At 66.0% G+C, this 16,775-nt stretch carries 17 protein-coding genes; 11 read left to right on the top strand and 6 right to left on the bottom strand.

The features are described 5' to 3' along the window. Positions 1 to 17 precede the first annotated feature (17 nt). From LWC34_RS32655 to LWC34_RS32635, 5 genes are all read left to right on the top strand, one after another. Positions 18 to 494: a CinA family protein gene (locus tag LWC34_RS32655; RefSeq protein WP_233729133.1), complete on the top strand. Its 477-nt coding sequence runs from the start codon at positions 18 to 20 to the stop codon at positions 492 to 494. A 122-nt stretch (positions 495 to 616) separates the two neighbouring features. Next, complete coding sequence (locus LWC34_RS32650) at positions 617 to 1,132, top strand: helix-turn-helix domain-containing protein (protein ID WP_233729132.1); 516 nt, start codon at positions 617 to 619, stop codon at positions 1,130 to 1,132. Between the two features lie 297 nt (positions 1,133 to 1,429). Further along, a complete protein-coding gene (locus LWC34_RS32645; protein WP_233729131.1) occupies positions 1,430 to 2,266 on the top strand; it encodes a PspA/IM30 family protein in 837 nt (278 codons plus the stop codon). A 20-nt stretch (positions 2,267 to 2,286) separates the two neighbouring features. After that, positions 2,287 to 3,072 (top strand): phage shock envelope stress response protein PspM, encoded by a 786-nt coding sequence (gene pspM, locus LWC34_RS32640; protein ID WP_233729130.1) that lies wholly within the window; start codon positions 2,287 to 2,289, stop codon positions 3,070 to 3,072. A gap of 281 nt (positions 3,073 to 3,353) precedes the next feature. After that, positions 3,354 to 4,625 (top strand): uracil-xanthine permease family protein, encoded by a 1,272-nt coding sequence (locus tag LWC34_RS32635; RefSeq protein ID WP_235730366.1) that lies wholly within the window; start codon positions 3,354 to 3,356, stop codon positions 4,623 to 4,625. A 35-nt stretch (positions 4,626 to 4,660) separates the two neighbouring features. On the opposite strand, the gene LWC34_RS32630 is transcribed toward LWC34_RS32635, so the two are convergent. After that, positions 4,661 to 5,689, bottom strand: coding sequence for a quinone-dependent dihydroorotate dehydrogenase (locus LWC34_RS32630; protein WP_233729128.1), 1,029 nt, complete (start codon positions 5,687 to 5,689; stop codon positions 4,661 to 4,663). A gap of 95 nt (positions 5,690 to 5,784) precedes the next feature. On the opposite strand from LWC34_RS32630, the gene LWC34_RS32625 reads away from it, so the two are divergent. From LWC34_RS32625 to LWC34_RS32615, 3 genes are read left to right on the top strand one after another with little or no spacing between them, the layout of a single operon-like run. Further along, positions 5,785 to 6,417 carry a helix-turn-helix transcriptional regulator gene (locus tag LWC34_RS32625; protein WP_233729127.1) on the top strand — a complete coding sequence of 211 codons (633 nt, stop codon included), beginning with the start codon at positions 5,785 to 5,787 and terminating at the stop codon, positions 6,415 to 6,417. After that, positions 6,414 to 7,511 (top strand): alanine racemase, encoded by a 1,098-nt coding sequence (locus LWC34_RS32620; protein WP_233729126.1) that lies wholly within the window; start codon positions 6,414 to 6,416, stop codon positions 7,509 to 7,511. Before LWC34_RS32625 ends, LWC34_RS32620 begins: the two co-directional genes overlap by 4 nt. A gap of 1 nt (position 7,512) precedes the next feature. Beyond that, positions 7,513 to 8,412, top strand: coding sequence for an ornithine cyclodeaminase family protein (locus LWC34_RS32615; RefSeq protein ID WP_233729125.1), 900 nt, complete (start codon positions 7,513 to 7,515; stop codon positions 8,410 to 8,412). A 249-nt stretch (positions 8,413 to 8,661) separates the two neighbouring features. On the opposite strand, the gene LWC34_RS32610 is transcribed toward LWC34_RS32615, so the two are convergent. Both LWC34_RS32610 and LWC34_RS32605 read right to left on the bottom strand, forming a co-directional pair. Further along, positions 8,662 to 9,486, bottom strand: coding sequence for a DNA-formamidopyrimidine glycosylase family protein (locus LWC34_RS32610; protein WP_233729124.1), 825 nt, complete (start codon positions 9,484 to 9,486; stop codon positions 8,662 to 8,664). Beyond that, complete coding sequence (locus LWC34_RS32605; protein ID WP_233729123.1) at positions 9,479 to 10,324, bottom strand: ParA family protein; 846 nt, start codon at positions 10,322 to 10,324, stop codon at positions 9,479 to 9,481. Before LWC34_RS32605 ends, LWC34_RS32610 begins: the two co-directional genes overlap by 8 nt. An 82-nt stretch (positions 10,325 to 10,406) precedes the next feature. On the opposite strand from LWC34_RS32605, the gene LWC34_RS32600 reads away from it, so the two are divergent. After that, positions 10,407 to 11,126: a class I SAM-dependent methyltransferase gene (locus LWC34_RS32600; protein WP_233729122.1), complete on the top strand. Its 720-nt coding sequence runs from the start codon at positions 10,407 to 10,409 to the stop codon at positions 11,124 to 11,126. A 76-nt stretch (positions 11,127 to 11,202) separates the two neighbouring features. Here LWC34_RS32600 and LWC34_RS32595 read toward each other — a convergent pair whose 3' ends face one another. The 3 genes from LWC34_RS32595 to LWC34_RS32585 form a co-directional block, all read right to left on the bottom strand. Beyond that, positions 11,203 to 12,471: an IS110 family RNA-guided transposase gene (locus tag LWC34_RS32595; protein ID WP_233723845.1), complete on the bottom strand. Its 1,269-nt coding sequence runs from the start codon at positions 12,469 to 12,471 to the stop codon at positions 11,203 to 11,205. Between the two features lie 218 nt (positions 12,472 to 12,689). Continuing rightward, positions 12,690 to 13,016 (bottom strand): DUF202 domain-containing protein, encoded by a 327-nt coding sequence (locus tag LWC34_RS32590; RefSeq protein WP_233729121.1) that lies wholly within the window; start codon positions 13,014 to 13,016, stop codon positions 12,690 to 12,692. Then, positions 13,013 to 13,366: a YidH family protein gene (locus LWC34_RS32585; protein WP_233729120.1), complete on the bottom strand. Its 354-nt coding sequence runs from the start codon at positions 13,364 to 13,366 to the stop codon at positions 13,013 to 13,015. The genes LWC34_RS32590 and LWC34_RS32585 overlap by 4 nt, the downstream gene beginning before the upstream one ends. Before the next feature lie 312 nt (positions 13,367 to 13,678). Between LWC34_RS32585 and LWC34_RS32580 the strand changes: the two genes are divergently transcribed. Continuing rightward, positions 13,679 to 14,962 carry a DNA polymerase IV gene (locus LWC34_RS32580; protein WP_233729119.1) on the top strand — a complete coding sequence of 428 codons (1,284 nt, stop codon included), beginning with the start codon at positions 13,679 to 13,681 and terminating at the stop codon, positions 14,960 to 14,962. A gap of 212 nt (positions 14,963 to 15,174) precedes the next feature. Beyond that, positions 15,175 to 16,737, top strand: a complete 1,563-nt coding sequence (locus LWC34_RS32575; RefSeq protein WP_233729118.1) for an IS1182 family transposase — start codon at positions 15,175 to 15,177, stop codon at positions 16,735 to 16,737. The last annotated feature ends 38 nt before the right edge of the window (positions 16,738 to 16,775 follow it).

The following is a 16,775-nucleotide window of genomic DNA, read 5'->3' as shown; positions in this document are numbered from 1 at the left end:
TGTCCGATGCTCTAGGCTTGGACGAGGGCAAGCTCGTCGCGTTGATCGGATCGCTGCGTGATCGGGGAGAGACGGTCGCCACTGCCGAGTCGCTCACCGCTGGTCTCGTCGCGGCCGCGTTGACGACCGTGCCCGGCTCCAGCGCCGTGGTCCGCGGCGGGTTCGTGGTCTACGCGACCGATCTCAAGTGGGGACTTGCCGGAGTCGACCCTGAATTGCTTGCGGCTCGCGGCGCGGTCGATCCGGACGTCGCTGTCCAACTGGCGACCGGAGCAAGGGATCGCTGCGGGGCCACGTGGGGGATCGGCCTGACCGGTGTCGCCGGGCCCGACCCGCAGGACGGCGTCGCGCCCGGTACCGTCCATCTCGGCATCGCCGGTCCGACAGGCGTGGACGTGGCGACGATCACTGTTGCCGGTGATCGGCACGAAGTACGGGCGGCGAGCGTGCGCAAGGCGGTTGACCTGCTCGCTGAGCGTGGCACTGCACCCTGACGGGGGAACATTCCGCCACGCTGAGTCGTTCGCCCTTGGCGTACGGCGTGCCAAGTCGATGCGTGATGACCTACCGGGTCGGTAACGTTGTCGGCACGGGCCCGCCGGTGAAGGGAGGCGCGATGAGTGTGCTGTTGCGTGAGGCGATCGGTGATCGGCTCCGTCATGCCCGCACGATCCAGCGCCGCACGCTGCGCGAGGTCTCTCGGACCGCGCGGGTCAGCTTGGGCTACCTCTCCGAGGTGGAGCGTGGGCAGAAGGAAGCGTCCAGTGAACTGCTGGCCGCGATCTGTGACGCGTTGGAGCTGCCGATGCCGGAGCTGCTCTACAACGTCGCGAACGACATGAGCGGCATCGACCCGGACAAGCTTCTGGAATCGGCCCAGATGGAGTCCGCGGCCAAGCGCGAGGAGCCCGCGTCGAGCGCACCGGCCCAGTCCGGTGGCGGCGGCGAAGCGAGCATGTCGGCAGCTGGACTCGACGGTGGACCGCTTGGCGTACCGGACGAGCTGCTGGGTGCCGGTGACATCGGGTTGGACACGGTGGTCGGCGACAACTTCTCCGACCTGCGGATTCAGACGACGCTGTCGCATCGGATCGGTTCCGACATCGCCAGGGCGAGCGTTTTCGCGGCGTAACTACTACTACGCAGGCCGGCCGGGTTCCCGCATGGGGACCCGGCCGGTCTGTCATTTGCATGAATCTGCGGCCAGGCGCGCGCAACAGGGTTAAGTTCGATGTCAGGGGTTCCGGAGATCTCAAGGAGGTCAACTGACTGTCGTCCGGCAGACCCGTGGGGAATGATCAGGGCCATCCCTGATTTACCCCTGGGCCCGGTGGAACGACAATCGCGCACCTGACACGATGGAACCAGGACAGGTACCCGGGTCGTTGCCTGTGGGCAGCCGTAGTACGCAAGAAGGCAGGCGGAGGAGATGGCCAACCCTTTTGTGAAGTTCTGGAAGTATCTCATGGCGTCGTTCTCGTCCAAGATTGACGAGCACGCCGACCCGAAGGTACAGATCCAGCAGGCCATCGAGGAGGCGCAGCGCCAGCACCAGGCCCTCTCGCAGCAGGCCGCAGCGGTGATCGGAAACCAGCGTCAGCTGGAGATGAAGCTCAACCGCCAGCTCGGCGAGGTGGAGAAGCTGCAGGCCTCGGCCCGCCAGGCGCTCGTGCTCGCCGACGAGGCGCGCGCCAAGGGCGACGAGGCGAAAGCAGGCCAGTTCGAGCAGGCCGCGCAGTCCTTCGCGACCCAGCTGGTGACCTCGGAGCAGGGCATCGAAGACCTCAAGACGCTGCACGACCAGTCACTGCAGGCGGCCGCGCAGGCCAAGCAGGCAGTCGAGCGCAACGCGATGGTCCTGCAGCAGAAGCTGGCCGAGCGCACGAAGCTGCTCAGCCAGCTCGAGCAGGCCAAGATGCAGGAGCAGGTCTCCCGCTCGCTCAACCAGATGAGCGAACTGGCCGCGCCCGGCAACGTCCCATCGCTCGAAGAGGTCCGCGACAAGATCGAGAAGCGCTACACGACCGCGCTTGGATCGGCGGAGCTGGCACAGAACTCCGTACAGGGCCGGATGATGGAGGTGCAGGCCTCCACCTCGGAGCTGGCTGGCCAGTCCCGGCTCGAGCAGATCCGCGCGTCCATGTCCGGTGGAGCGAAGCAGGTGACCAGCGGCCAGCCGACCGCGGCGAACCCAACGGCCAACATCCAGGCCGAGATCCAGCAGCGAGTGGCGCAGGAACAGCGGGCGAACCAGCAAGGCAACTGAAACTACAAAGGATGTGACCTGTGGACAGGCCGCGTAGGGGCGATTTCCTTGAACTTCGCCAGCTTGTGGAAAAGCAGCTACGCGGCCAGGTCGCCGACCAGGTCCGCGCCCAACTGGCCCGTTTCGGAGACCCGGCGGTCAAACATGAACGCCGCAAGAAACGCGCGGCCGCGGCAATGTGGTTCTTCGTCTTCCTCGGCTTGCTGCTCGCGGTAGTCGGCGCGGTGATCGCCACAGGGACCGCTGGCGTCGAAGCAATGCTGATGGGTGCCGTGATCGGCGTCTTCGCCCTTGGCTCATTCGCGCTGGGGGCGAAGTCCGGAGGCCGCCTGCGCAGGCTGAATCGCACCCCGGCCCCCACCGCGAAGCCTTCGCTTCCGCCTGCCAGGTCCGCGGCCCGGGAACCAATGGAGCGATTGCAGGACGCAGAACGAGTGCTGGCGGACTTACTCCGCCAGCTCAGCTCGCCAAGAAGTGCGGTGCCAGCGGACTCGGTGGAGCAAGCGCGCCAATCAGGCGCGGAGGCCGCGAGTGCACTGCGTGAAGTGGCTGCCGAATTGCAAGCCGTTGAACGCGCCCGTGACATGGCACCGGCGGCCGACCGACATGCTTTATCCGAAGGCGTACTTCGAATGAAGGAACAGCTTGAGGAAGGCCTTGAGGGTTACGGCGCCCTCATCGCCGCCGCCGGCCGCCTCGTCGCCGCCAGCTCGTCCAGCAGCCCGGACAACTTCGCCCTCACCGACGCCACAGACCGCCTGCACGGACTGGCAGTAGGCCTAAGAGAAATCTTCCCCGACCGCTAAAAAACACCGTGTCCACCATTCCGGCACACCGTGTCCACCGTTCCAGAACACCGTGTCCACCGTTGCGGCACATCGTGTCCACCGTTCCGACACACCGAAATCTCCCTACACCTCGGTGAGTGTCGCCATGGTCACTCTTCGTAGCTCCGGCGTCGCGCTGCGGCAGCTTGCTGCCAGGTCGCTAGGGCAAACGTGTGATAACAGGAGGGTCACGTACCAACCTTGGCTACCTGACGTGGCAGTATGCCCGCAAGGTTCAGCGGGGAAGGGACGCGACGGTGATGCTGTGGTCCGTACACGGCGACGGACGCCGGGTACGCGACGGTGAGCTGATCGGCGCCCGTGAGCGACTCAGCTGGCCGGTGATGGCGGGCTTTGGCGTGCAACACGTCGCCGCCATGATCAGTGCGACGGTCTTCGTCCCGGTCGCGGTCGGCCTGCCGCCGAGTACCACGCTTCTCTTCTCCGGCGTCGGCACGATCATCTTCCTCGTCGTCACGCGTAACCGTGTGCCGGGTTACCTCGGTTCGTCCTTCGCGTTCATGGCGCCACTGGTCGCGGCGAAGCAACACGGAGTCGCGGCGCAACTGGGCGCTGTCGTTGTCGCGGGCGGCATCCTGATCGTGTTCGGTATCGCGGTCAAGGCGTTGGGTGTACGCCTCCTCGAATCAGTGCTGCCGCCGGTCGTCACCGGTGGGCTTGTACTCCTCATCGGGTTGAGCATGGCGCCGTACGCCGCGGACCCGTTCCAATCGCAGCCGGGCATAGGCGCGGTCACCGTGGGAGCCATTCTGCTGTGTCTCGTGTTGTCACGTGGCATGCTCGCGAGGCTCGCGTTGTTGGTCGGGGTGGGTGTCGGTTGGCTCGTCGCAATCGCGACGGGTCGCATAGAGACGGCGAAGGTCGACGCGCTGATCAACGCGCCATGGTTTGGCGTGCCGGAGTTTCACGCACCTGAGCTGCTGCCGTCGGTGATGGTGTTGTCGGTGCCGGTCGTGTTGGTGCTGGTCGCCGAGATGGTTGCGCACGTCAAGGCCATTGCCGCGATCAGCGGGCAGGACCTTGACCCCAGCATCGGTGACACGTTGATCGCCAACGGAATCTCGACAGCACTCGCCGGGGCCGCAGGCGGTACGGGCACTACGGCCTACCCAGCGAACACCGGATTGATGGTCGCGACAAAGGTGCTGTCGACAGCCGCGTGCGCGATGGCCGCGGTGTGCGCGGTGCTGCTCGCGTTCATGCCGAAGTTCACCGCCCTGATCGACACGATGCCGCCTGGCGTGGTCGGCGGGTTGGGCATCGGTCTGTTCGGGCTGCTCGGCATGCTCGGTGTCCGGATTTGGGCGCAGAGCAAAATCGACCTGACCAACCCGGTCACGATGATGATCGCGGGCGCCGCCATCATCGCCGGGGTTGGCGATTTGACCGTCTCTATCTGGGGACTTGAGCTGCACGGCGTCGCGTGGGGCTCGCTCGTGATCGTCGTCCTCTATCCAGTTGTACGGCGGCTGCGGGTGCGTCGGGACAACCAAGGGCCCAAGTTCACCTGATCAGATGACCTGGAACACCAACGGCGGATTCGCGGTCACCGTCGGGAACGACTGATTCTGCGCACCAGACCCGGCCCGCCGTAGATGAAGCCGGTGTACAGCTGGACAAGACTGGCGCCAGCGTCGAACATCCGTGCCGCGTCGTCGGCGTCCATGATTCCGCCGACCCCGATGATCGGCAGGTTGCCACCGGTCTGTTTGTGCACAAAGGACACGACTTCACGCGCACGCACGGTCAACGGTCGTCCGCTGAGCCCACCGGCCTCGCCGCTCAGGTGCTGATCCGCGGGCGCGATGCCGTCACGGCTGAGCGTGGTGTTGGTCGCGATCACGCCGCTGACACCGTGTTCATCGCACACCTCAAGGACTTCCGCGATCGCGTCGTCGGTCAGATCCGGCGCGATCTTCACGAGCAGCGGCCTTGGTGTGGACCGGTCTCGTTCGGCCAAAGCCTTGCACTCCAACGTCAATTCGGCCAGCAGTTCGCTCAGTGCCGTGCGGTCCTGCAGGCCACGCAGCCCAGGAGTGTTGGGGGAGCTGACATTCACGGCGAAGTAGTCGCCGTACGAGTAGAGCGTCCGCAGCGACTGCCGGTAGTCCTCAACCGCTTGCTCGACCGGGACTACTTTGGACTTTCCGATGCTGATTCCCAACGGCACCTTGGGCTTCCGGCCGTCCAGCAACCGGCTGGCGAGCGCGTCGGCGCCCGAGTTGTTGAACCCCATCCGGTTGATCACGGCCTCGCTGTCGACAAGCCGGAACAACCGGGGTTTCGGGTTGCCGGGTTGCGCGATCGCAGTCACCGTACCGACTTCGACGAACCCGAATCCCAGAGCTGGCCACGCGTGCAGGGCGGTGCCGTCCTTGTCCATTCCGGCGGCCAAGCCGACTGGGTTGGGGAACCGCACGCCGAACACCGTCACCGGCGCGTCGACGTTCAGCACTGTCCCCAATGGTCCGAGCACCGGCGCGGCCTTGGCGAGCAGCGTGGTGGTCTGGTGGTGCGCGACCTCCGCGTCCCCACCGCCGAACCGGAAAAGAGCCCGTCGAATCAGCTTGTACACGCTCTACATGCTGCCTTGTCACCTCAGCGGCTCGCTCACCACCTCGATCTAGACTAAAAATCCAAGATCTGGATTTTTAGTCTAGACTCGGACGCATGTCGGATGCGATCCTGGCCGCGCTACGGCCGGTCATTGAAGGCTTGGCGGCGACGTTCGGCCCGTCGTGCGAGGTCGTCCTGCACGACTACCGCCAGGGGGAGCGGTCGGTGGTGGCGGTGGCCGGAGACGTGACCGGCCGCCGGGTCGGCGGATCACTGAGCGAAATCGGGCTCGCGGTGCTGGCCAAAGGCGATCTGGCGGAGAACGACTTGAACTACGTCACAAGCACGCCGGACGGACGCGTCGTCAAGTCCTCGACCATGCCGTTGCGCGACGAGGAAGGCCACGTTTTCGGCGCACTGTGCGTGAACATCGACGTGACCGCCCTGCGGCAGGCGGGCGACCTCCTGTCCGCGCTGGCGGGCACGACCTCGGTGGAAGTCGCGCCAACGACCTTCACCGACGACTTCGCTGAAGTGGTCGACGCGGTGGTGCGTAAGGAAGAACTGGTGCGGGGCAAGCCATTCGCCGCGCTCAACCGGGTCGAGCGGCTCGGCTTGATCAAGGCTCTCGATGAGCGCGGCGTATTCGCCGTGCGCAACGCGGCGCTCCGGGTCGCCGAGCGCCTCGGCATATCTCGATCAGGGTTGTACGCGGATCTCTCGGAATGCCGGAAGCAGGAATCATGACCACGCTCGAATCGCTCATGACGCCGTTTCTGGTGCTGGACAAGGACAAAGTCGAAACAAACATCGCCAGGTTGCGCGGCCGCTTGGGAACCACACTTCGCCCCCATCTCAAGACTGCGAAAAGCGTTGAGGTGGCTCGAATGTTGTTCGACGACGGGGTTGGTCCGATCACGGTGTCGACCCTCGCCGAGGCGGAAGCCTTTGCTCAACAGGGTTTCACCGACATCCTTTACGCCGTTGGCATCGCGCCGGACAAGCTTGACCGGGTCGCTGCCTTGCGTGAACGCGGCGTGGACCTCGTGGTGCTTGTTGACAGTGTGGAACAAGCCGATGCTGTTGCTGCTAAACGGGTTCCGGCCCTGATCGAGGTCGACTGCGACGGCCATCGAGGTGGCGTCGTACCGGACGATCCGGCCATTGTGGACATCGCGCGATCACTGCAGGACGGCCTGCGTGGAGTGCTGACCCACGCAGGGGAGTCGTACTACGCCGACAGTCCCTCGGCGTTGGCCGCAGCCGCTGAAAACGAGCGCCGCTGCGCCGTGCAGGTCGCGGAATTCCTTCGGGCGGAAGGGTTTCAGTCGCCCATGGTGAGCGTCGGATCGACGCCGACCGCGCATTTCGCGGAGGACCTGACCGGCGTGACCGAGGTGCGCGCGGGCAACTTCGTGTTTTTCGACCTGGTCATGGTGGGCATTGGCGTGTGCGAGATCCAGGATCTCGCGATGACTGTGGTCACCACGGTCATCGGGCATCGCCCGGACAAGGGCTGGATCCTCACCGACGGCGGGTGGATGGCGACTTCCCGGGACCGCGGCACCGCTCGTCAGCGCGTGGATCAGGGCTACGGCCTGGTCGCTGACCTCGATGGCGCCCTCTTCGCTGACCTGCTGATGACCGAGGCCAGCCAGGAGCACGGAATCCTGTCGGTCCGGCCAGGGAGCACCGCTGAGCTCCCGGACATTCCCGTCGGCACGCGGCTGCGCATTCTGCCGAATCACGCCTGCGCCACCGCCGCGCAGCACGACCAGTACCAAGTGACGAAAGGTTCTCGCATGATCGAGTCCGTCTGGCCCCGTGTGCGGGGGTGGTGACGTGCGTTTTCTCTCCGAAGAGGAGTCAGCCGCGCTGATCACCGAGGAAATCGCCTTCGACGCCGTCCGTGAGGCGCTGATTGCCGCGACCACTGGGCAGACGTTCCCAGCTGTCTTCGGCCACGGAACGGACCCTGGCAATCGGTTCACGGTCAAATCAGGGGCTTCTGCCGAGCTTGCTGGCGTGAAGGTCGGCAGCTTCTGGCCCGGCAACGACGCCAAGGGCATGCCGCGGCACAACTCCACAATCCTGCTGCTGGACCAGGAAACCGGTCGTACCGCCGCGGTGATCGAAGCCGGGAAGGTCAACGCTTTCCGTACCGCCGCGGCCGACGCGGTGGCCGCGGATGTCCTCGCCCGGCGGGATGCCACAACGCTGGCGATCTTCGGAACCGGACACCAGGCGCTTTACGAATGCGTTGCGGTGAGCAAGGTTCGTGACCTGGAGTCGGTCCAGGTCGTTGCCCGATCGGCTGATCGTGGTGAGCGGTTCGTTGAACTGCTGTCAAGCAAAGGACTTCGTGCCCAGTTGAGTACGGCACAGGATGCGTGTCAGGCCGACATCATCGTCACCGCCACAACATCCCGAGCGCCACTGTTCGACGCCGACTGGGTTCGTCCGGGAACGCACGTGGCGAGCATGGGCTCGGACGCGCGCGGCAAGCAGGAACTGCCGCCTGAGCTGCTGGCGAAAGCGCGTTTGTTCTGCGACCTGCCTGAGCAGTCCGTTCAGATTGGTGAAATGCAGCACGCCATAGATGCCACGGGGTTGACCGCGCTGGGCGATGTGCTGACAGGGAAGGCTGAAGGGCGCGTCGCGGACGACGACATCACGGTCTTCGACAGCTCCGGCATCGCGTTGCAGGACCTCTACGTGGCCGTCGAGCTGCTGAGAAGGTAGTAAAAAAACCCTCGGGGTGACTCCTTGTGCATGGGCACAAGGTCCGGGACTGGACGATCCCGGAAACCCCGAGGGCCGGTGGCTGCTTTGGATTCGCCGACCATACGCCCGCGTCTACGGCGCTGGCGGACCAGCGTCTGCCGTGTTCGCAGGCCGGCTAGAGCCTGTGGTGGTCCTTAGCGGACAGCCACCTCACGTGTCCTGTTGGTATACAACTTTGGACCACCTCCTCTCTCGTGTACATCCAACTTATGTCGAGTGGGTGCCAGGCGGCAACGAATTTTGCGGACCGGGTTGGCAGGCCGGGCAGTACCAGGTCGTGCGCACCTCGAGCCCGCTGCCTTGATCGGCCGATCGGACGCGGCCACCGCATTTCAGGCAGCCGCGCCGATTCTGCCCATAAACCCACATTTCACGTCCGCGCACAGCGGAGCCTGTCGTGTTCCGACGAGGGGTCATGGCGTTACGTACCAACAGATCCCGGCTGATCGACACCGCGCGTGCAACGTCTACTTCGGATACCGGCGTCCACGGTGACACGCCGAGCAGGAAGCAAACCTCCGATTTGTAGACGTTTCCGATGCCTGCCATGACCCGCTGGTCCAACAGGGCGATGCCGATCTCACGCACCGGGTCCGAAGCTAGCGCGTGCTCGGCGCGCTGGGTGTGCTCGTCTGTCCATGATGGATCGAGCAGGTCCGGCCCGAGGTGGCTGACGAGCGTGTTTTCCTTGCCAGTGGCCAACAATTGCATCTGATGCAGGTGGACACCGATCGCCTCGGCCGTGGAGTTGGTGAGCACGGCACGCACCTGGTGCGCGGGCGAACGCCACCGTGCGCCCGGTCGGCCGAAGCGCCACCCGCCGTCCATGAGCAGGTGGTTATGGAAGCTCAGGTCGTGGTCGAAACGGATGAAAATGTGCTTGCCGACCGTCCGCACGCCGACCACCGTCCGGCCCGCGAGGTTATGCGTCGACAGTTGCGGGTGACGTAGCTCACCACGGGTCAGCTCCTGCCCGGCCAGCGCTTGCCTCAGCCTGTGGCCAGCCTGGCAGACCGTGTCGCCCTCAGACATCAGCCGCTTCGTCGCCGTCGCTCTCGGGCCACGCGAACTCGTGCCGCGCGCGTCGCCCTGACCGCAGCACACGCGCAAGCACGAGGTTGAACGCCAACGCGACCTCGCGCGCGCCGGGCGTGCCCCATTGGTGGATGGGCATGCACGCGCCCTGCGCCTGTTGCACAGCGAGCCGGTCCGGCAGGGCTACGGGCAGTACAAGCGAGCCGAAGTGCTCGCGCAGCTCCTGGATGCGGAACTGGTGCTCGTACGACCGTGGCCGCACGCGGTTGACCACGACACCCAAGGTCGTCAGCTCGGGGTTGTACTGCTCACGTGTCTCAGCGATGGCGTCGAACGCACGCTGCGCGCCTGACACGGCGTACAACGTTGGTTCGGTGACCAACAGGGCGCCGCCTGCGGCCACGAGTGCGGAACGGGTCAGCCGTCCGAGCGACGGCGGGCAGTCGAGGAGCACGAGCTCGTACGGCAGCTCACCCTCCTCGATGTACTTGTTGACCTCTTGCAGCGCGCGACTGAGGTTGCCGAGGCGGCGTGCTCCCGGGTTGGGATGGTTGAGCTCCTCGGTTTCCTCGGAGCCAACAAGTATGTCCACCCCCTCACCCCACGCGCTTGCCGCGATTGCTGACTTGACCACCGGCAACCGGGGGCTCTCCAGCACGTCGGCCAGAGTCGTCTCGGTGTCTTCGGGATCAAGCGTCGCGGTGGCGTTGCACTGCGGGTCAAGGTCGACAACCAGGGTCCGTGCGCCGCGCCGCAAAGCGGCCGACGCCAGGCCGAGCACTACCGTCGTTTTGCCGACTCCGCCCTTGAGGCTCAGTACTGCGACCGTCTGCACTCGGAGAAGCCTACGGTCTACAGACCGTCTCCGTCTCGGGTCCCGTCCACCAATGCCATGACCACCGTTTAGGGTTTCGAACATGCGACCAGATGCCGTGCGCCGCGTGCTCTACGCCGAGCTGGCTGCAGTGCGTGACCGCCGCGCGGGCGAGCCACCGCGAGTGCTGGACGTCGGTGGCGGCAGCGGCGTGTGGGCCGTCCCGCTCGCCGCCGCGGGCTGTGCCGTGACCGTGGTCGACCCGAGCCCGAACGCGCTGGCCACGCTGCACCGGCGCGCGCAGGAAGCCGGTGTGGTCGACTCGATCACCGCGTACCAGGGCGACAGCGACGCGCTCGCCCAGCTCGTCCCAGCCGGGTCGGTCGACCTGGTCCTCGGGCATGGCCTGCTCGAGGTCGTCGACGACCCGAAGACCACGATCTCCGCGATGGCCGAAGCCACCGCCCCAGGCGGGCTGGTGTCGGTCCTTGTCGCCAACCGCTACGCGGCGGTCCTGCACCGCGCGATCACCGGCCGCTTGGTTGAAGCCCGCAGGTTGCTGGACGACCCGGCTGGGCAGTTGGCCGAGGAGACGCTGTCCCGCCGGTACGACATCGCTGGTCTGAAGCAGCTGCTGGTCGACGGCGGTCTCTCGGTTGAGCTGGTCCAGGGCCACGGCGTCGTCTCCGACCTCGTGCCGGGCTCGGTACTGGAGAGCAACCCTGGCGCCGCTGAGGCACTCGCACAGCTGGAGCTCGCCGCTTCGACCACGTCACCGCTGCTGGACGTCGCCGCACGGCTGCACGCTCTCGGCCGTCGCTGATCCGAAAATCGATGGTGAGTGGGCAGGCCGAAGGCACCCGGCGTAGCGCAGCGGAGCCGGGTTGGTAGTTGGGTTGTCAGGCCGCGGGTTCGAGGGTGACGCGATAGCCCAGAGCGGCCAGTTGGCTGATGTGGTTGCGGACCTTGCGTTGAGTGTTGGTGTGCTGGACGAAGTAGTCGGCGCCGAGGTCACGGAACCGGGCGTTGGGGTCGGATAACAGGTGCCACATGATCACGAGAATGGAACGGCCGACCGCGACGATGGCCTTCTTGGCGCCACTGCGGCGAGCGATGCGCCGGTAGCGTTCGCCGAGAAAAGTGTTGGTCCTGCTGGCGGACACTGCGGCCTCGCCCAGGATTCGGGCCAGGTAAGGGTTGCCGTGCCCGGTGGCAGCTTTGCCTTTCTTCTTGCCGGCCGACTCCGACACCCCGGGAGCGAACTTGGCCCAGGAACACAGGTGGCCCGGAGTTGGGAAGCGTGCCATGTCCAGCCCGATCTCGGCGATGGCTACCTGGGCGGCGGTGCGCCCGACGCCGGTGATCTCATCAAGCTGGTCGACCGCTGTGGCGAAAGGGGCGATCAACTCCTCGATCGCGGCATCCACTCGGGCGACGTCAGCGATCCCGGCATCCACCCGGGCCAGCATGGTCGACAACAGGAACGCGTGATGATCGGTGAAAAACCCGGTGAACGCCTCTTCCAGCCTGCCGATCTTGCGCCGCATCGAGGTGCGGGCCAGCTGCGCGAGTACCTTCGGGTCCCGCTGCCCGGCGACCAGCGCGGCCAGCATGGCCCGGCCGGACACCCCGAAGATGTCCGAGACCACCACCGAGAGCTTGATCTGGGCATCTTCCAGGAGCTTTTCCACCCGCTGCTTCTCCGCGGTGCAGACCTCGACCAGGTCACGCCGATACCGGGTCAGATCCCGTAGCCGGCGGATCGGTGACGGCGGGACAAAACTGGGCCGGATCATCTGCCGCTCGGCGACCTTGCACAACCACACCGCGTCCAATCGATCCGTCTTCGGCCGGCCGGGCAGATGCTTGACATCGCGGGCGTTGACCAGCCAGGTCTCGAACCCGTGCGCCTCCAACAGGTAGAACACCGGCTTCCAATAGTCCGATGTGGACTCCATGACCACCCGGGTCACGCCCAGCCCGGCCAGCCGATCAGCCAGCACCAGCAACGACCGGGTCATCGTCGAGTACGGCCGGACCTCCTGCAGCCGCTTACCCGGACGCGCCTCATCGGGCACCCGGACACAACACATCACCTCGGCCTTACCGATATCCAACGCGGCCACCCGCGCGATGATCTCCTCGTTGTCCTGTGTCTGCTCCAACATCGGCCTCTCCCCGAGCGTCCGGCGGGGCGGCTACCCGCGGGAGCCCAGGCAACAACGAATCTGATCCGCGTGCTCGAAGCAACAATCAAGGGCCCACCAAGGGCTCCCAGCGTCCGACTAACGCACGGCCTTCACAGACCATAGAGACAACGACGTCAGCGGGCAGCCAACACCGATTTTCACCCCTCAACGGGCGTCTTCACCAGAGGACAGACTGACTAACGCTCCAATACGACGTAGACGAATCCGAGCACGCCCGTCAGCGCGGTCACGACCGTCATCGTGACCGGCAGCAACGCGCCCGGCAAACGCTTGCCTTCGGCCAGGTTGGCGGCGTTTGTTTTGTAGCGACGCCACGCCAGCCACAACGCGAGCAACGCTAATGGCACGACGACCGCGCCGAGCCCGAGCGCCAGCGCCAGGCTCTTCGGGGCCGCGAAGCGGAACGCGATCAAGGCGACCACGATCAGCGACAGGCACGTCCGCATCCACGCCAGCGCGGTCCGTTCGACCTGCAGGCCGGGGTCCCATGGTTGTCGCCTCATCGGGTGAGAACCAAGATTCCGGCGAGCACACCAGTGACTGCAAGGCCGATGCCGAGGACCGCGGCCATCCATGGCGAAGGCAGAGGTTCACCCAATCGGAGGGATCTTTCGCACGCCACCCAGTGCTGGAAGGCGCTCAGGCTGCACGCGATCCCGGTCACCAGCAGCGCACAGGCCACGGCAAGGTCCAGGACGTTGCCCGCCGGTCCGAGCGCCGCGAAGCCGACCCCGGCCGCCATCAGCGCGATCGACGTCCGCAACCAGGCAAGGAAGGTGCGCTCGTTGGCCATGGAAAACCTGGGATCCGGCTCCTCGCCGACCCCGTACACACTGCGTGGCCACCTGGACATGGACCAGACGGTAACCAGTGATCGCCACCTCGGCCGCGCCGCCCATTTACGACCTCGGCTTTGTCGCGCTGGTCATTTACGCCACGCAACACGCCCGACGCCGCCCGGCCCACGGCGGCGAGCAAGCACCGAGCGGCGTTGGCTGCGTGGGGCGGGGTGGACCCGCGGTTGGGGGTGGGCGGCCCCCGCAGGGGGTCGGAATGTAAACAGTCCGGCTTTGGCGACAAAGCCCGCCCGAGCGAAGCGAGGGCAATCCAACACTGTCGGTGGGTGGGGCTAGCGTGTCGGAGCAGGCGAAAAAGCAGGTGATCCATGGGAAGAAGCGGTGACTTACCGCAAGGGCTGGTCGATCGGTTCGTGGCGCGCGACGGCGTCTGGCCGGACGACACGGGCTGCCCGATCCTGCACGTCGACATGGACGCCTTCTACGCATCGGTCGAAATCCGCGAGCGACCGGAGCTGAGGGACAAACCGGTCGTCGTCGGCGGGATCGGCAACCGGGGTGTCGTGTCGTCGGCCAACTACATCGCGCGCAAGTACGGCGTGCGCTCGGCGATGCCAACCAGCCGGGCGCGGCGGTTGTGCCCGCATGCGGTGTACGTGTCGCCGACCTTCGGGCTGTACCAGGAGGTGTCAAGGGGCGTGCTTGGCATCTTCCGGGACATCACGCCCTTGGTCGAGCCATTGAGCCTGGACGAGGCGTTCCTTGACGTCTCCGGCGCGCTTCGGCGGATGGGGATGACCTCAGGGCAGATCGGCCAGCTGATCCGTGCCCGGGTCGAGGAGGAACACGGGATCACGTGCTCGGTCGGAGTGGCGCCGACCAAGTTCGTGGCAAAGCTGTCGTCGGGACTCTGCAAGCCCGATGGCATGCTCGTCGTGCCCAAAAAATCCGTGCTCGAGTTCCTGCACCCATTGCCAGTCTCGGCGTTGTGGGGCGTCGGCAAGAAGACAGCTGAGCGCCTGGCCGACGTCGGCCTCGAACGCGTCGCGGACGTAGCTGCTGCACCCTTGCCCCGCCTACGCCGGATCATCGGCAACGCGCTCGCCGAACACCTGCACCCCCTCGCGCACGGATACGACGACCGCAGCGTCGAACCAGAATCGGTCGACAAGTCAGTGGGTGCGGAGGAGACGTTCGAGGTCGACCACTGGGACCGCGAACTGCTCAAACGTGAACTCCTGCGCCTGTCGGAGAAGACAGCGGTGGCGCTGCGCCGCCGCGAACTGCGTGGCCGGACAGTGTCGATCAAGGTGCGATTCTCCGACTTCACCACGATCAGCCGGTCTCGAACGCTGCTCGTGCCAACGGACGTGACACAGGAGATCTTCAAGGTCGCCTGCCAACTGCTTGTCGAGCAGACGCCCCCGGGCGCGGTCCGACTGATCGGAGTCCGAATGGAGCAGCTGACAACGGAAGGCGGCGAGCAGTTGTTGCTCGACGCCCCAGAAAGCGGCTGGCGCGAAGCCGATCAAGCCGCTGACAAAGCCCGCGCCAAGTTCGGCCTCGGCGCGATCCGGCCCGCATCCTTGTTGGGCGAAGGCCCAGACAGGTCAGGAGCGACCGAACCCCGCCCCGACCGCACTCCGACCTGATTGGCCAAGCCCCGCCCATTTCTCAGCTGGCTGCCCGCTACACCGTTATCCGATGTGGCTGTCTTGGCTGACTTGGAGGGCCTGCCGCTAGACCTAGTGGCGCGTCTCGAAACGTTCGCCGGGTTTCTCGACGGCCCAGCTTCCCGCTAGGAGGCCGCTGAATAATCGGCGTGTCGCCCCAGGATGTGGGTTTGAGCTGGGAGAATCGTTTCATGCAGGGTGTGGAGCGTGGTGATCGGGAGCTGCTGGACGCGGAGGCGCTGGTCGGTCATCTGGTCCCGGCGGGGAGCATGTTCGCGTTCCTGGCCGGGCATCGCCGGAATCTGTTCCCCGATGGAGAGTTCGAGGATCTGTTCCCCTCGGGCAAGGGACGGCCCTCGATCCCGGCGTCGGTGATGGCCTCCATCCTGGTGTTGCAGACCCTGCATGATCTCTCGGATCGGGAGACCGCTGAGGCGGCCCGGTGTGACCTGCGGTGGAAGGTCGCGACCGGGATGGCATTGGACGACAAGGGATTCGACCCCTCGACGCTGGTGTACTGGCGCAAACGACTGGCCACCTCGGGGCGGCCGCATCGGATCAACGACGCGGTGCGCACGGTCGTCGAGGAGACCGGGATCCTGCGTGGCCGCCGCAAGCGGGCGGTGGATTCCACGATCCTGGCCGACGCGGTCGCCACCCAGGACACCATCACCCAGCTGATCTCGGCGATCCGGCGGGTGGATCGGCAGGTGCCCGGCGCGGCGGAGCAGATCGCGAAGGTGTGTACCGGCCATGACTACAGTCGGCCGGACAAGCCGAGGATCGACTGGGACGACCCGGCCGCCAGGGACGCGCTGGTCTCCGCGCTGGTCAACGATGCGAACGCGCTGGTGGCGGCGCTGGCCGATACCGAACTGGAAGGCGACGCGGAGTTCGCGTTGGCGTTGCTGGCGTTGGTCGCCGGTCAGGATGCCGAGCCCGCCGAGGGCAGTGACGGCACTGATGGGCGGTGGCGGATCGCCCGCAAGGTCGCCCCGGACCGGGTGGTGTCCACAGTGGATCCGGATGCGCGGCATACCCGCAAGTCCCCGGAGAACCGGCGGGACGGGTATCGGGCGCACGTGGCGGCCGAGCCCGAGACCGGGATCGTCACCGACGAGAAGGTGACCACGGCCGCCGGCACGGAGAACTCCGACCCCGCTGTGGCCGAGGAGTTCCTCGACGCCGAGGACGGCAAGCGCGCGTGGTACGGCGATTCCGCCTATGGCACAGGGGATCTACGCGGTGGGATCGACGATGCCGGGCATGAGGCGGTGATCAAGCCCAAGCCGCTGCGGGCTCCGGTCGAGGGCGGATTCACCGTGGACGACTTCACCGTGGACGAGCAAGCGGGCACGGTCACCTGCCCCAACGACATCACCCGCCCGATCAGCCGGACCCGGGTCGCCACCTTTGGCGCTCTCTGTCGTGCCTGCTCACTGCGTGCACAGTGCACCACGTCCAAGACCGGCCGTAAAATCGTTCTGCACCCACGAGATGACCTGCTGCGCCAAGCCCGACGCGACTGGGCGGACAAGCCCGAACTGCGCGAGAGCTACAGGACGTTCCGCCCCAACGTGGAACGGGTCATCTCCCAGATCGCCAGCCGCGGTGGCCGACGTCTCAAACTCCGATATCTAGGCACCGGCAAGAACAACGCCTGGCTCAAACGCCGCACCGCAGCCTTGAACCTCCGCAACCTCATCGGTCGCGGCCTGACCCATACGGCGGGCGCTTGGACCCTGGCTACCTGAGGGAAACCACGGCCCAACCCCCAGTCTTGGGGATTGTG

Origin of the sequence: Kibdelosporangium philippinense, from assembly GCF_021390435.2 — a bacterium.
Classification (GTDB): domain Bacteria; phylum Actinomycetota; class Actinomycetes; order Mycobacteriales; family Pseudonocardiaceae; genus Kibdelosporangium; species Kibdelosporangium philippinense.
The sequence above is the reverse complement of the archived record's forward strand: the minus strand, read 5'-3'. Positions and strand labels throughout refer to the sequence as shown.